Annotated in this window: 15 protein-coding genes and 1 tRNA gene; 9 read left to right on the top strand and 7 right to left on the bottom strand. The window is 62.4% G+C overall.

From position 1 onward, the window contains the following. Positions 1–77: 77 nt before the first annotated feature. A complete protein-coding gene (locus E1B25_RS08015) occupies positions 78–1,418 on the bottom strand; it encodes a mechanosensitive ion channel family protein (RefSeq protein ID WP_132828244.1) in 1,341 nt (446 codons plus the stop codon). Between the two features lie 278 nt (positions 1,419–1,696). On the opposite strand from E1B25_RS08015, the gene leuC reads away from it, so the two are divergent. Then, positions 1,697–3,118 carry a 3-isopropylmalate dehydratase large subunit gene (gene leuC / locus E1B25_RS08010; RefSeq protein WP_132828243.1) on the top strand — a complete coding sequence of 474 codons (1,422 nt, stop codon included), beginning with the start codon at positions 1,697–1,699 and terminating at the stop codon, positions 3,116–3,118. A gap of 46 nt (positions 3,119–3,164) precedes the next feature. Here the strand turns inward: leuC and E1B25_RS08005 are convergent, their stop codons facing one another. Next, a complete protein-coding gene (locus E1B25_RS08005) occupies positions 3,165–4,094 on the bottom strand; it encodes a DUF6492 family protein (protein WP_132828242.1) in 930 nt (309 codons plus the stop codon). A gap of 112 nt (positions 4,095–4,206) precedes the next feature. Here E1B25_RS08005 and leuD point away from each other — a divergent pair, with 112 nt between their 5' ends. The 4 genes from leuD (at position 4,207) to E1B25_RS07985 (ending at position 7,709) form a co-directional block, all read left to right on the top strand. Next, positions 4,207–4,812, top strand: coding sequence for a 3-isopropylmalate dehydratase small subunit (gene leuD / locus E1B25_RS08000; RefSeq protein WP_132828241.1), 606 nt, complete (start codon positions 4,207–4,209; stop codon positions 4,810–4,812). 103 nt (positions 4,813–4,915) lie between these two features. Then, the gene (locus E1B25_RS07995) at positions 4,916–5,440 is read left to right on the top strand and encodes an HdeD family acid-resistance protein (protein WP_132828240.1); all 525 of its coding nucleotides are present in this window, start codon (positions 4,916–4,918) and stop codon (positions 5,438–5,440) included. 398 nt (positions 5,441–5,838) lie between these two features. Further along, positions 5,839–6,624, top strand: a complete 786-nt coding sequence (locus tag E1B25_RS07990; protein ID WP_342635587.1) for a hypothetical protein — start codon at positions 5,839–5,841, stop codon at positions 6,622–6,624. A gap of 32 nt (positions 6,625–6,656) precedes the next feature. Continuing rightward, positions 6,657–7,709: an endonuclease/exonuclease/phosphatase family protein gene (locus tag E1B25_RS07985; protein WP_245510648.1), complete on the top strand. Its 1,053-nt coding sequence runs from the start codon at positions 6,657–6,659 to the stop codon at positions 7,707–7,709. On the opposite strand, the gene E1B25_RS07980 is transcribed toward E1B25_RS07985, so the two are convergent. Beyond that, on the bottom strand, positions 7,593–8,555 hold the full coding sequence (locus E1B25_RS07980) for an NAD-dependent epimerase/dehydratase family protein (RefSeq protein WP_132828237.1): 963 nt from the start codon (positions 8,553–8,555) through the stop codon (positions 7,593–7,595). The genes E1B25_RS07985 and E1B25_RS07980 overlap by 117 nt on opposite strands. Before the next feature lie 96 nt (positions 8,556–8,651). On the opposite strand from E1B25_RS07980, the gene E1B25_RS07975 reads away from it, so the two are divergent. Continuing rightward, complete coding sequence (locus tag E1B25_RS07975) at positions 8,652–9,560, top strand: LysR family transcriptional regulator (RefSeq protein WP_132828236.1); 909 nt, start codon at positions 8,652–8,654, stop codon at positions 9,558–9,560. Between the two features lie 195 nt (positions 9,561–9,755). Continuing rightward, on the top strand, positions 9,756–10,862 hold the full coding sequence (gene leuB / locus E1B25_RS07970) for a 3-isopropylmalate dehydrogenase (RefSeq protein ID WP_132828235.1): 1,107 nt from the start codon (positions 9,756–9,758) through the stop codon (positions 10,860–10,862). A gap of 9 nt (positions 10,863–10,871) precedes the next feature. Here the strand turns inward: leuB and E1B25_RS07965 are convergent, their stop codons facing one another. Then, complete coding sequence (locus tag E1B25_RS07965) at positions 10,872–12,473, bottom strand: Na/Pi cotransporter family protein (protein ID WP_132828234.1); 1,602 nt, start codon at positions 12,471–12,473, stop codon at positions 10,872–10,874. 125 nt (positions 12,474–12,598) lie between these two features. On the opposite strand from E1B25_RS07965, the gene E1B25_RS07960 reads away from it, so the two are divergent. Next, positions 12,599–12,675, top strand: a tRNA-Pro gene (locus E1B25_RS07960). 231 nt (positions 12,676–12,906) lie between these two features. Here the strand turns inward: E1B25_RS07960 and E1B25_RS22345 are convergent. The 3 genes from E1B25_RS22345 to E1B25_RS07950 all read right to left on the bottom strand — a co-directional run bounded on the left by E1B25_RS22345 (position 12,907) and on the right by E1B25_RS07950 (position 14,456). Next, positions 12,907–13,152 carry a hypothetical protein gene (locus E1B25_RS22345; RefSeq protein ID WP_206338518.1) on the bottom strand — a complete coding sequence of 82 codons (246 nt, stop codon included), beginning with the start codon at positions 13,150–13,152 and terminating at the stop codon, positions 12,907–12,909. Between the two features lie 234 nt (positions 13,153–13,386). Next, a complete protein-coding gene (locus tag E1B25_RS22340; protein ID WP_206338517.1) occupies positions 13,387–13,593 on the bottom strand; it encodes a hypothetical protein in 207 nt (68 codons plus the stop codon). Continuing rightward, positions 13,590–14,456 (bottom strand): restriction endonuclease subunit S domain-containing protein, encoded by an 867-nt coding sequence (locus tag E1B25_RS07950; RefSeq protein WP_132828233.1) that lies wholly within the window; start codon positions 14,454–14,456, stop codon positions 13,590–13,592. The genes E1B25_RS22340 and E1B25_RS07950 overlap by 4 nt, the downstream gene beginning before the upstream one ends. Between E1B25_RS07950 and E1B25_RS07945 the strand changes: the two genes are divergently transcribed. Next, positions 14,455–14,739 (top strand): hypothetical protein, encoded by a 285-nt coding sequence (locus E1B25_RS07945; protein ID WP_132828232.1) that lies wholly within the window; start codon positions 14,455–14,457, stop codon positions 14,737–14,739. The two genes, E1B25_RS07950 and E1B25_RS07945, sit on opposite strands and share 2 nt — an antisense overlap. Positions 14,740–14,885: the final 146 nt, after the last annotated feature.

The raw sequence follows: 14,885 nt of genomic DNA, 5'->3' as shown, positions 1-14,885 counted from the left end.
CCTTAAAGGTAGCAAGCCGGAGACGGAATTTCAATGAAACCCACGTGACAGGGCCGCCATGGCGGTAATCGGCCCCCTTACCCGTCTGCGGGCCGCTCTGCAAGACGTGTTGGATCATTCAGGTGACGGACTTCGCGCTGCGGGAACGGAATCGAGATGTCGTTGGCCTGAAACGCATCCCACAGCGCCAGGAACACGTTGCCCCTGATATTGCTGAGCCCGTCTGCGGGATCAGTGATCCAGAACCGCAGGGTATAATCGACGCTGCTGTCGCCAAAGCCGGTGATATGACAGACCGGCGGGTTCGGCTGGCTGAGCACGCGGTTCACGGATTTGGCCGCCTCGATCGCCACCGCGCGCACCTTATGCGGATCGGACCCATAGGCGGCGCCAAAGTCGATATCCAGCCGCACCAGCTTGTTGGTATAGGACCAGTTCACCACCTGCGAGGTGATCAGATCCTCGTTCGGGATCAGGTATTCCTTGCCGTCGCGGGTGACGACCGAAACATAGCGCGCGCCCAGCGAATCGATCCAGCCAAAGGTATCCCCAAGCGAGATCACGTCGCCGGGTTTGATCGAGCGATCCAGCAAGATGATGATTCCCGACACCAGATTCGACACCACTTTTTGCAGGCCAAAGCCGATCCCGACGCCGATCGCGCCCGACACCAGCGCCAGACCACTCAGATCAAAGCCCAGCGCGCGGATACCGGTGACAACGACAATGCCGTACAGGGTGACCTGCACCGCTTTGATCGCCAGCACCCGCATCGAGGGGGACATGTCCTCGTTGCTTTGCAGGTTGCGGGTCGCGGATTGGGTCAGCAGCCGCGCCATCGTCGTCAGCGCGGCGACCAGCAGAAAGGCCTTGAGCACGCTCAACATCGAGATCCTGAGATCGCCCATCTGGAAAGCGACCGAGCCAAGGAACGTCACGACATCATCGGTCAGCTCCAGCGCATAAAGCGTGGCATAGATCCACAAGCCCCAGGTCAGAAGCCGCCGCAAAGACCGATTCTGCACCAGCCGCGACACAAACGCGATGACCAGCCAAGCGGTGGCCAATGTGGCTGCGATCCCAACGAGATAGCTGCGCGATGGCCAGGTCACCTGACGCATCACGGCATAGACAGCCCAAGACCCGGCGACAAAGTAGATCAGCATCAGACGATGGCGAATCTGCACCAGCATCCGCAGCCGGTATTTCGGCCAGCCCTCGCGGTCGCGGGTCCAGTCCTGAACCCGGGCCGCGGTCAGCTTTCGCATCAGCCAGGCTAGCACGATCAGCCCCAGAACGATCAGGATCTGGTTCTGACGCCAACCCGGCGTCAGGAACATCTCCGCCAGATCCCGGCCCTCGCCCAGCAGCGCAAGGATCTGTTCGGCGATGCCGGGGGATGCGGGGTCTTGATCCATGCACGGGCCTCCTTCAGCACAGGTTGGAACGGATCGCGCCGTCTGACAAGGCACCGCAACGGTGGCCCCGGCGGTTTCGCACCTTGATCGAACCCGGCGGCGGTTGTATCTGGAACGGCATGAAGCCCGACACCGCCCCCAATTTCGATTGCGATCTTCAGGACCGCGCGCGACTGCGCGAACGGTTCTTCGGGGCTGCCCGCACTGTTCTGGCCCGGCTATAATACCGGCCCGCCAGCCCACGCTCGCCATTTTCATGCAAGAACGGGAGAGGACTGATGTCCCCCAAGACCCTTTATGACAAAATCTGGGATGCCCATCTGGTCGACACGACCGAGGACGGCACCAGCCTGCTGTATATCGACCGCCACCTTGTCCACGAGGTGACCAGCCCGCAGGCCTTTGAAGGGCTGCGCATGGCCGGGCGCGAGGTGCACGCGCCGGACAAGACCATCGCCGTGCCCGACCACAACGTGCCGACCACGCCGGATCGAGTTGACGGGATCAAGAACGAGGAAAGCCGCATTCAGGTCGATGCGCTGGACAAGAACGCCCGCGATTTCGGCATCAACTATTACCCGGTGGACGATATCCGTCAGGGCATCGTGCATATCGTCGGCCCGGAACAGGGCTGGACCTTGCCGGGGATGACCGTGGTTTGCGGCGACAGCCACACCGCCACCCACGGCGCCTTCGGGTCGCTGGCGCATGGCATCGGCACCTCGGAGGTCGAGCATGTGCTGGCCACCCAGACACTGATCCAGACCAAGTCCAAGAACATGAAGGTCGAGATCACCGGCAAGCTGCACCCGGGCGTCACCGCCAAGGACATCACGCTGAGCGTCATCGGCAAGACCGGCACCGCCGGCGGCACCGGCCATGTGATCGAATATTGCGGCGAAGCGATCCGCGATCTGTCGATGGAAGGCCGCATGACCGTCTGCAACATGGCGATTGAGGGCGGCGCGCGCGCCGGGCTGATCGCGCCGGACGAAACCACGTTTGAATACATCATGGGTCGGCCGCACACCCCCAAAGGCGCCCAGTGGGAGACCGCGCTGGCCTGGTGGAAAACGCTTTATTCCGATGACGATGCGCATTGGGACAAGGTCGTGACGCTGGATGCAGACGAGATCGCACCGGTCGTCACTTGGGGCACCTCGCCGGAGGACGTGCTGCCGATCACCGCAACCGTGCCTGCACCAGAGGATTTCACCGGCGGCAAGGTTGATGCGGTCCGCCGGTCGCTGGAATACATGGGCCTGACCCCGGGCATGAAACTGACCGATATCGAAATCGACACGGTCTTTATCGGGTCGTGCACAAACGGGCGGATCGAAGATCTGCGCGCCGTCGCCGAGATCGTGAAGGGCAAGAAGGTCAAAGAGGGCATCCGCGCCATGATCGTGCCAGGCTCGGGCCTTGTCCGCGCCCAGGCCGAGGAAGAGGGGCTGGCCGAGATCTTTCTGGCGGCCGGGTTCGAATGGCGTCTGGCCGGGTGTTCCATGTGCCTTGCGATGAACCCCGACCAGCTGGAGCCCGGCGAACGCTGCGCTGCCACCTCGAACCGCAACTTCGAGGGCCGTCAGGGCCGGGGCGGGCGCACCCATCTGCTGAGCCCGGCAATGGCCGCCGCCGCCGCGATCACCGGTCGGCTGACGGATGTGCGCGAGATGATGACCGCGCCGGAACCGGCCTGAGGCGATGCGCGCCGTTTCGCATACTCTGGCGCCCCCGGCGCCGGGTTCAGACCGCCGCGCCGGACAGTGCGCGCGTGGCGGTCTCGAAACTGCGCGCGCGCTCCGCGACCGGAAAATCATGCGTCGACTGGACCGCCATGGCACATTGCTTTGGCGTCATCTGCGCGATTGCGAGATCGACATCAAAGGGCGCATCCGCCGTCGCGGGCCAGAAAGAGTTGCAGTAGGACTCGGACTCGGCGGCAAGCCCTTGGTCCTGTGCGATCAGATCGGCATAGAGCCCATAGATGAAATACTCCGAGATCGTCCCATGCCGCAGCAGAACCTCGTGATAGGGGCGGCCATGCGCCGCCTCGATATGCGCGATCATCTGGCGCACCACGTCGGTGTTCCAGAGAACGCAGTTCTCGATGTAATGCGTGGCGAAACCGGCCGGAACGGGAATGCCAAGGCACTGTGCGGCCGCCTCGACCCAAGGACGGTGCGCCTCGATGGCCCCGGCCTCGGGCGCGTGGAAAAAGCGCGTCCGGCCCTCGGAATCAAAGGCATCCGCCGTCGCAAGCCTGCGGACGAAAAAGACATCGCTGTCCACATGCATGAGCCCGCGGGCCGTGCAGTGGCGCGACACTTCGATCTTGAGAATCTGCTGGATCATCCAGCCGCGCACCAAATCGAACCGAGGCGTCAGGTAGAGTGGACGCCGCAACGCGCCGCTGAGAAACGACAGCAAGGCAAGCTGACGCGGCAGCGCGAACAGGCGCAGCGGCAGAATGCTTTCCTGCGCGACAATCTCGCGCTGGTCGGTCGCGAAACGGCGAAAGGTGGCACAGTCCTTGCCGGGCACGACGACCATATGACGTATGTCCTGATCCACATGCCGATCGACCGAGTGCGCGAGCACCTCGAAAATATCGATGTCACGCGCCATCGAGCAGGTGAGCAAGACCAGCCCGTCAGAGGGGGCGTCAGCATTCATTGCGATGTCCTTTGTCCGTGTTCGTCAGCAGAATCGGCAAAGCCAGACCACAAATCAACCCATTACCAGGATTGTCGCGCCCCTGTGCGCGACTGAGCTTCGAGGAAAACCCATGGAAAAATTCACCAAAATCACTGGCATCGCGGCCCCGATGCCGCAGATCAATATCGATACCGACATGATCATCCCCAAGCAGTTCCTGAAGACGATCAAGCGGTCGGGACTGGGCGTGAATCTGTTCGACGAGATGCGCTACAACAGCGACGGCAGCGAAAAGCCCGATTTCGTCCTGAACAAACCCGCCTATCGCAAGACCGAGGTTCTGGTGGCGGGCGACAATTTCGGCTGTGGTTCGTCGCGCGAACATGCGCCGTGGGCGATCAAGGATTTCGGTATCCGCTGCGTCATCGCACCCGGATTTGCCGACATCTTTTTCAACAACTGCTTCAAGAACGGCATCCTGCCGATCACGCTGCCGCAAGAGCAGATCGACGTGCTGATGAAGGACGCGGAAAAGGGTGCAAATGCCCGCATGACCGTGGATCTGGAGGCGCAGACCGTGACCACCTCGGACGGCGAGGTATTTCCCTTCGCGGTCGATGCGTTCAAGAAACACTGCTTGCTGGAAGGGCTGGACGATATCGGCCTGACGCTGGCCAAAGCCACCGAGATCGCGAGTTTCGAGACCAAGGCCGCAGTGCAACGCCCCTGGGTTTAAGCCCGGCGGGGGCCGCCGCAGCCGCGACCACGGGCCAACTTACGGATCTGTGCGAGGTGGTGTAAGCAAAGAGCAACCACCTCGCACAAAAAGGATCGGATCAATGAGCGACTGGCTGAAATGGGTTCTGCTCGGGCTGCTATCGATTGTTCTGGGTGGGCTTGCCTTGGGCAATGTCGCACTGGCTTCGATGGCGATCGCGACGATGACCGGTGCCTTGTTTTTGGTCGCCGGGGTCTTCCAACTTGCCGCCGGCTTTTCCGTTAGCGGCGCGGGGCCAAAGGCCTTTGCCCTGCTGCTGGGTCTGGTTCTGGCGTTTCTCGGCTGGTCCTTTCTGGCCAACCCGCTCGAAGGCATGATCTCTCTGACCATGCTGATCGCATTCCTGCTCGCCCTCAGCGGCATCACACGTATTGTATTTTCTCTCCAGATGCGGGGCACCGGCCTGTTCGGGCTGATGCTGCTGTCGGGCCTCGTTCCGCTGCTGTTCGCGATCTACATCTGGATGAATTTCGACATGGCGACGATGACGCTGCTGGGGGTGCTGCTGGGAATCGAGTTGGTTTTCAACGGCATCGGCCTGCTGATGATCGGTTTCTTCGTGAAGCGTCTGAAGACACGGCTTTAACCCGATGGCTTGCATGGGATTGCTTGCGCGGGCCGGGGGATCGGGCCACTGGCCTGTGCCCCCCCTTGTGCCCCACTACGGCCGCTCGCCCACAAGATGTGGGTTCCGCCCCCCAGATTCGCTCTTCTCCGGGGGCGGATCCCCCAGCAAATTGATGCAAAGTCGCACCAGTTCTTTCATGTTTTTGCCGTAAATTCAGCCTTTTGTACCAAGGCGGCTTGAGCCGATGCCTGAAAGACGGCACAAATATGACACAAATGAGGCGCTCCGCCCGGTTGGGCGGACTCAAGTTGGAACAAAGGCGCGGCAACGTATCGGCCTGTCCAGTTTGAAGGGATCGAACAGTGTTTGCACGCATCGCAGGAGCGATATTGCGGGCAGTCTTGGTGGCTGTTGTCGTGGCGAGTCCTTCGCTGCTGCTGCCCGAGGCATCCTCGGGCACGCCTGAGGTGGTGACTCTGCTGGCGTTGCTGGCAGCGCTGCTGACCTTTGCCGAATACAATTCCAACTATCCCAGCATCGTGGAGTTTCGCGGCGCGCCGCCCTTGAACAGGATGCGCTTTGCCGCCGTTGCGACGATGGTCCTGGCGCTGACGCTGATCGCCAAGCATCAGGTAGAGCCGAGCAATCTGACCGCGCTGTTCTCTGGCGTGGGCCGTCTGATCGGCGGGCTGACCGATTTCCCCTATTCGCCGGTTCGGCTGGTGGTGCTGATGCTGCCCGCCACGACCTTGCCCGAGGTGCTGGATTCAGTTCGGATCGCGGCCGGCGTCACCTATGTCATCGCGCTGATCGTGATCGCGGCGTTCGTATTTGCAGTGCGCATCTTGGGCTGGCCGACCATGAACGGGTCGTTCAACGTCTGGATCAACCTGCCGCTTTTCGACCCGACAGCGGGCGGCGATGTGGTGCATCGGTTGCAGCGCGACGGGCAGATCAACGTGATCTTGGGCGTGTTGTTGCCCTTTGCGATCCCGGCCGTGGTCAAGCTCGGCTCGGATATGATCGGACCGCTGGCGCTGGACGATCCGCAGACGCTGATCTGGGCGGCCTGCGCTTGGGCCTTTCTACCGGCCAGCATGGTGATGCGCGGAGTGGCGATGCTGCGGATTGGCGAGTTGATCGAAGAAAAACGGCGCCACGCCTATACCCCTGGCGATGGTGAGACCGCGCAGACCGCATGAGCCGGGCGGTCGCCCTTTTTTGGTCTGTCCTTTTGGCCCTGACCTCTGCTCCGCTGTGGGCCGAATCGCTGCGGGTGGCGAGCTTCAACACCGAGCTACAACGCGCCGGACCCGGCCTGTTGTTGCGCGACATCAGGCGCGACGAGGACGCCGGGATCGCCGCTGTCGTCGCGGTGATCGCCTTGGCAGATGCGGATATTCTGGCCTTGCAGGGGGTCGACTGGGATTACGAGGGGCAGACGCTGGCGGCCTTGGCGGATCGTCTAGCCGAGGCCGGAACGCCCTATCCGCACCGGCTGGCCTTGCAACCCAACAGCGGCCGCGCGTCAGGCCTGGATCTGGATGGCGACGGCAAAACCAACGGCCCCGGCGATTCGCAGGGCTATGGCGCATTTACCGGACAAGGCGGGATCGCTGTGCTCTCCCGATTTCCGATCCGCTTGTCGCAGGTACAAGACTTTTCCGACCTGCTGTGGCGCGATTTTCCCGGCGCGCTGTTGCCGACCCATCCCGATGGCAGCCCCTTTCCGTCAGATCCCGCGCAGAGCACGCAACGGCTGTCCTCCACCGGGCATTGGGTGGTTCCGATCACCCTTCCCGACGGCAGCACGCTGACGCTGTTGACCTTTCAGGCCGGCCCGCCGGTGTTTGACGGGGCAGAGGATCGCAATGGCCGACGCAACCAAGACGAGGTCATATTCTGGTCGCACTATCTTGACGGGGCCTTTGGTCTGCCGCCCACCGGCCAGTTCGTGATCGCGGGCGGTGCCAATCTGGATCCACAAGACGGGGCCGGACGGCATGAAGCGATCCGCGCGCTGCTGCACGATCCCCGCCTGATCGACCCGCGCCCGGCCAGTGACGGCGCCGCGCAGGCGGGCGATCAGGGCCATCACGGACCTGACCGGCTTGATACGGTGGACTGGGACGGGCCCGGTCGGCAGCGGGTCGACTATGTTCTGCCATCCTCAGACTGGGCGGTTCAGGGCACCGGCGTGCTTTGGCCCGGTCCCGGTGCCCCCGGCCATGGCGAGGTGCAGCGCGCCAGTCGCCATCGGCTGGTCTGGGTGGATCTCGGGCGGTAGACCGGCCAGCATCACTGCGCGCAGATCGCTGCCCTCGAAGCCCGGCAACAGGCGGGCGAATTTCTCACCCGAGAGCCGGTGCGGCATGCTCCAGAGATAACCCATTTCCAGCACTTCACGGGCAAGTTCCCAGACCGGCGCGCTCAGGCGCATCACCCACCACGCAAACGGCTTTACCCGCAGCGGGCGATGCAGCTCGGTCTCCAGTTTTGCGCGCAGCTCGTTGACGGTGAAACTGTGGCCGGGGAATGGAACGTCCTCGAATGTCGCAAGGTGGTCGCGCCGCTCGACCAGCGCGACAGCCGCGCGGGCCCAGTCGGGCATATAGGCATAGGGTTGGATCGCGTCCGGATCGCCCATCGCCGTCACCCGGCCCCGCTTGACCGCCCGCAACATCAACAGGCTCATCACATCGCCGTTGCGGTCGGGGTCGATGAAGTTCCCGGCGCGCAGGATCAGGGTTTTCACGCCGCTGTCGCGATAGGCGCGCTCCATCTCGACCCGGACCGTCCCCTTGCGCGAACAGGGGGTCTGGGGCGTGTCCTGGTCGATATCATCCGAAACGCGCCCGAAATTGTACACATTTCCGGGGATCACGACCATCGCGCCAGAGGCACGCGCGGCGGCGATCACCCGGGCCGTGATCGCCGGGATGATCCCGGCCCAGTCGTGATAGTTCGGCGGGTTCATCCCGTTGACGATCACATCGCAGCCCAGTGCGGCCCTCGTCATGTCGTCACGGGCACGATCGAACAGGCGAACCTGCCAGCCAGCCTCGCGAAAGGCGGTGTCACTATGGCGCCCGATCTTGCCCGAGGCCCCGAGAATAAGAACAGTCTTGGTCATGGAATTGCTCCGTTGCTTGTCTGTCTGACGGGAAGGTGGGCGAAACGAATTCGTTTTGACATTGCCTAAAATCGACGCCCTGATATTCATATCTGCATGACTAGACCCTTGGACTGGACCCTGTTGCAAAGCTTTGCCGCCGTGGCAGAGACCGGTTCGCTGTCGGCTGCGGCCCGACGGTTGGGTCAGAGCCAACCGACACTCGGGCGCCATATCCGCACACTGGAGATGGCGCTGGGGGTTGAGTTGTTCACGCGCGGGCCCAAGGGGCTGCTTCCCACCGAGGCCGCGCGCGGGCTGTTCGGGCCGGCGGACCAGATGCGAGAGGCAGCAGCCCGTCTGCGGCTGGCCGTCGACGGACAGGATGCCGGGCTGGCCGGCACAGTGCGGCTGACCGCCTCGACCGTGGTGTCGCATTTCATCCTGCCGCCGATCCTCGTCGACATCCGCCGCAGCCATCCGGAGATCCAGATCGATCTGGTGCCGACGGACGGCTCGGAAAACCTGCTGTTCCGCGAGGCCGACATCGCCCTGCGCATGTATCGACCGACGCAACTCGATATCGTCACCAGCCATGTCACCGATCAGGAAATGGGCCTGTATGCCGCGACCGGGTTTCTGGACCGGGTCGGGCGGCCGCAGACGCTGGAGGATCTGGTAAAGCTGGATTTCGTGGGCTTTGACGCCAACGACACGATCATCCGCTTCATGCGCGACATGGGGCAGGATGTCGGGCGCGATTTTTTCGCAATGCGTTGTGACGATCAGGCGGCCTATTGGCAGCTTGTGCGGGCGGGCGGCGGCATTGGCGGCATGCAAGTGATGATCGGGGGTGGGGATCCGGGGGTTGAGCGCGTGATGCCCGACCTGCCCCTGCCCCGCCTGCCGGTCTGGCTGGCCGCGCCAGCGGCGCTGCGCCAGTCTCCACGCCTCCGGCTGGTTTGGGACAAGCTGGCCGAGGCGCTGCGCGCAGGGCAGACCGGACGCAGGGCCGGACCGCCATAATCCAGCCCGTCGCATCTGAGCAGGCCTGAAGCGGTGTTCGGGCCATTGCAGCACGGGATTCCGGGCGCGGCGCACACAGGACGAGAGAAACGACAGACGAAACGGCGTTTTCCCGGCCCTTGACGGCAGGTGATATTGACCGTGGGGAAGCAGCGGGTTACGCCCTGCGGCAACCCAGAAAAAGGAGTGCCACCCATGTCCAATCCTTCGCTTCTCATCCTGCCCGGTGACGGTATCGGCCCCGAAGTCATGGCCGAGGTCACCAAGATCATCGATTGGTACGGTGCCAAGGGCGGTCTGAAATTCGACGTAAGCGAGGATCTGGTCGGCGGCAGTGCCTATGACAAATACGGCGTGCCCCTGACCGATGAGACCATGGCCAAGGCGCAAGAGGTCGACGCGGTGCTGTTGGGCGCCGTGGGTGGCCCGAAATACGATACGCTGGATTTCTCGCTGAAGCCCGAACGCGGCCTGCTGCGCCTGCGCAAGGAAATGGACCTGTTTGCCAACCTGCGCCCGGCCCAGTGTTTTGACGCACTGGCCGACTTTTCGTCGCTGAAAATCGACGTGGTCGCCGGGCTTGACCTGATGATCGTACGCGAACTGACCGCTGGCCTGTACTTCGGCGAGCCGCGTGGCATCTTCGAGGAAGGCAACGAACGCGTTGGCATCAACACCCAGCGCTATACCGAAAGCGAGATCGACCGAGTCGCGCGCTCGGCTTTCGAGTTGGCGCGCAAGCGTGGCAACAAGGTCACCTCGGTCGAGAAGGCCAACGTGATGGAATCCGGCGTGCTCTGGCGCGAGGTGGTACAAAAGGTCCACGACGAGGATTACCCCGATGTCGAGCTGAACCACATGTACGCCGACAACTGCGCCATGCAGCTGGTACGCGCGCCCAAGCAGTTCGACGTTATCGTCACCGACAACATGTTCGGCGATATCCTGTCGGATTGCGCGGCGATGCTGACCGGGTCGCTGGGCATGCTGCCCTCGGCCAGCCTTGGCGCGCCGATGGCCAATGGGCGGCCCAAGGCGATGTATGAACCGGTCCACGGGTCGGCACCGGATATCGCCGGACAAGGCAAGGCAAACCCGATCGCCACCATCCTGAGCTTTGCCATGGCGCTGCGCTATAGCTTCGATCAGGGGGCTGAGGCAGACCGTGTGGAAGCCGCCGTCGAAACGGTGCTGGCCAGCGGCCTGCGCACTGCCGATCTGCTGGGCGAAGAGGGCGTGCAGCCGGTCTCGACCAGCGAGATGGGCGATGCCATCGTCGCCGCACTGGACGCCAGCCTCTGATCTGAGGCGTCAGCTATCCGGCGGGGCCTCTTGTTGCAGGCCCCGCCGCGCGATCCGGTCATAATGGCCAATCCGCTCGGCATGATGCACGCTACGCTGGAGCCAGCGCATCGCATCGGTACGGGCAAACACCTCGGCCAGCGTATACAGACCGGCATGTTCGCCCAGAAGCAAACCGCGCCGGTGCCGTCCGGTCCGGTGTTCGGCCAAATCCTGCAGCCGCGCCAGATGATCGGATTCCAGATCGCGCGCATCAGGCGCGGCCGCCCGGCCAAGAATCCCCCCCATCAGACATGCGGCGCGACGCAGGCTGGGATCCTCAAACAGAGTCGCCATGTGGTTCGTCTGCCCGGCCCGGTGCGACAATCGACGCAGGTGGTCGGCCTCGTGCAGCAAAGCGGAATAGACCTCTTCCTCGACCGGCAGATCGGGGGGCAGACGCACAATGGCAAGGAACTGCTCCAACTCGTCGATGGCCTTGCCCATCTCGGGGCCCAATGTGGCGATCACGCGATAATCGGGGCTGTCGCGCAGTGCTGCTGACAGGGCGGCAAAGATGCGCCCGGCGATCAGCGCCGAGGCGGTGCGCGCCGCCGTCAACGCCGTGCGCGCATCTGACAGCAACGCCCGGTCCAACCCGAGCACGAGCCCAGCGCCGGGCCCTGCGTCATCAGGCACCAGCCGCCGGATCAAGGCTGTGAACGGCCCGGTCAACGGCAAAAACAGCGCCGTGCCCAACACGTTGAACCCGGTATGAAACACCAGCAGCGCTGTCAGCGGGCCGGTCAGCGCCGACAAACGCTCCAACGGCGGGCCCAGCGCCAGCAGCAGCGGAAAGGCAATGCCCGAGGTGATGACATTGAAGCCCAGATTGGCCACCGCCGCCTGACGCATCACCCGCGCGCCCCCAAGCGAGGCCAGCAGCGCGGTGAAGGTGGTGCCGATATTCATCCCCACCACCAGCGCTGCCGCCTGCATCAGGTTGATCGTGCCACCCTGCAAGACCACCAGGGCCAAGGCCACGGTTGCGCTGGAGGACTGGATCAGGAGGGTCAGCACCAGCCCCGCAAACACCAGCGCCAACAGCCCCCAAAGCCCGCCCTGCGGCAGGAACTCGGGGCGCAAAAGCGCGGTGGCCCCCGCCATTGCCCCCTGCATCATGTCCAGCCCGATCAGCAGCAGGCACAGCCCAGCCACCACCTGCCCGGCCCGCGCCAATCTGCCTCGGCCAAGCAGGATCAACAGGCTGGCCGGCAAAAGCGCCACCATCGCCACCGTTTCAAGCTGCAGCTTGAGCCCCAGGATCGAGACCAGCCAGCCAGTGGCCGTGGTGCCGATATTGGCACCATAGAGCACCCCCATGGCCTGCGGCAGGCTCATCAACCCGGCACCGACAAAGCCCACCGTCATCACCGTGGTGGCGCTGGACGACTGGATCAACGCGGTGGCCGTGGCCCCGGTCAGCACCCCGCGCAACGGCGTGGTGGTGAACCGCGTGAGAACACTGCGCAGATTTGATCCGGCAATATCCTTGAGCGCGCGGGTCATCACATCCATGCCCAGCAGGAACATGCCGACGCCGCCAATCAGAAGGAAAATATCCGCGTTCATGCGCCCTCCTCCCGGCACCAAAGGATGCCCCGCTCCCGCCCGACTAACAAGCCGCACCCCAAGACGAAATCGGTGATATTCTCCTTGCAAATCTTTTGGGAGACGTATAGTCCCGCCCGCACGGTCGGAGTGTAGCTCAGCCTGGTAGAGCACTGTCTTCGGGAGGCAGGGGCCGGAGGTTCGAATCCTCTCACTCCGACCATATAAACAAGGGCCCCGAGGGGCCCTTCGTCGTTTTCAGATCTGCCGATTTCTGGGGCGCGCCCCAGAAATGGTTGATATCCAGGCTAAATCAACGCCTCTTTCGTCCCGGCGATATTGATAAAATGAGCAGGTGGATCCAGCCCGTCTGCATGGTCAAAGCATGAAAAATCCGGCCCTGACCGGGGCACATCAACATTGGGATCCGAATTCCGATACAGAAGACCTTTTGTCAGGCGCCCGATGCCGCTGCCTTTGACAGGGCTTCCTTAACGCTCTGATACAGCGACGATTTGAACGCCTGATCCTGCGCGTGCAGCTTGTAGAGTTCGAGCTCCTCCTTCCTGCGACGCAGCATCACATCCTTCATGATCTTCTCGAAGGCGATATCTCGCGAATACGGATCGGAGTTTTCGCTGAATTTGTCTTCATAGTCCGGATGCGCCTGAACGCTTTCGACGATGTTCAGAAATTTCACCCGTTGCTCCTCTGGGGTGACGCTCCAGCCTTGGAACCAGCGCTCGTTGAAGCTCCGGATGATTTCTTCGAGGGGGTCCTCCTGAACCTCCTCTCCTCGGTAACCTCGCGGATTCGGGTTCTGTGGGGCGAGTTCGGCATCGGACGCATCCAGCCCAATCGACTGGTTCAGCTTTGTCCGTTCCAGCCCGTAGGATGACAGGTCGACAGTTTCCAGAAGCTCGTCCAGCGCATCCTAGTTCGGGTCTTGGATCTTCAGCTTCGGGACCAAGAACTTCAGGAACCAGAACAGCTTTTCCCAGTCCGGCACCTCGAAGGGCATGATCGAAGCCATCTGCCCATAGATCTTCACGAACTGCTTGGCCTTGATCTTGTAATCGATCTTGTCGTTATCTTCGAGGTCCAGTTCCTCGTTGAACCGCTCGGCCACCGTGTCGATCAAAGCGCGTAGAACACTTTCTTCACGTCATACGAGTGCAGCAAATAGTGCAGGAACTTTGGATCAATCTCAGATTTCGGGCGCCAATTGATGTAGGCTGAAGTGATGATCCCGGTATCGCGCGCCAATCCGGTGCGCAAACTTGTCATGTCGTTCTGAAGGTCCGTGCCCCGAATGATGATATCGCCCGATTGGACGACCTGATAGGTCTCGAAGCTCTCCGGTACGAGGCCAGTCAGCTTATCTTCGTCTTTCACGATGACTCTGCCGTAACTAAGGGAAAGCACGGTACTCTCCTTCATTCCGATGTTCTTTTCTTTACTCTCGTAGAGGCACTGTCGGCCGGGCTCGACAGACCACGACGTCGGGACTTTGCCAATCCAATCGATGCCGCTGTCCCGATAGCTCTCGTACTTCGGATAAGCCGCGATGTTCATTCCGCCGGCTCCAGCTTGGTCGCCACCTCGACGCCCAAAATATCCGCAATGAGCCCGTCGGCCTTTTCCTCCAGCGCGAGGATCGGCGGCAGACAGAATCTCCTCCCAAATGGCTTCGCCGGCCTCGGGTTCCGCGAGCGCGACCACATGCGAGCGCATCTCGTCCGTCAGCTCACAAATTTCCTCGACCGCCGGGGAGGCGGGGTCGATATGTTTGAAACATTCGGACTCAAGGGTCTCCGGATCATCGCAGCGGTCGAGCGACAGAAGCCGGTGTAGTTCAACGAGTTCCCGACGCAAGCGACGGGTGAGACGCGGTGCGTCGACAAGATCCTCGAGCAGGCGGGCGGTACGCCGCACGGCGGGTTTCCCACCGAGAAGAGCAGCCGCATTTACAAGCGCTTCGGCGCGGTCGAGAAGAAACCGCATGAGCGCGGTTTGGACGGATGTCTGGTCAATAGAGGGAGCCGGGTTTGTGGCAAGAGCAAATTACAGGGCCTTTCAAGAGCCATTATTGCGCGTTGAGCGTCTCGGCATCGCGCCGGACAACTGCCGCCAACCAGATACCTACATGTCGCACATAGAACTGAAGCCGTCCGCGTTGCGTGCACGCGTCGCACAAATCCGGAAACCGATCATTCGATTGTCGGAACGCGTGCAACGGGTGCGCCCCTGCGACCTTGAGGCTTTGCTGATCCAACTGGAAACTTGAGACATTCCACATTCTTCGGAAGAAATCGAACGTTCCTGTCCCATAACGGTTTTTTCAGCCGGTCAGCCTGCTTGGCGCGGAACACGAACACCGAGCCCCTCTCGGTGAATGTTCCATTCACCTGCCGGAAACAGGAGGACGGAACC

The organism is Antarcticimicrobium sediminis (assembly GCF_004348975.1).
Taxonomy (GTDB): Bacteria; Pseudomonadota; Alphaproteobacteria; order Rhodobacterales; family Rhodobacteraceae; genus Antarcticimicrobium; species Antarcticimicrobium sediminis.
This window is presented reverse-complemented; position numbering and strand designations above follow the sequence as displayed.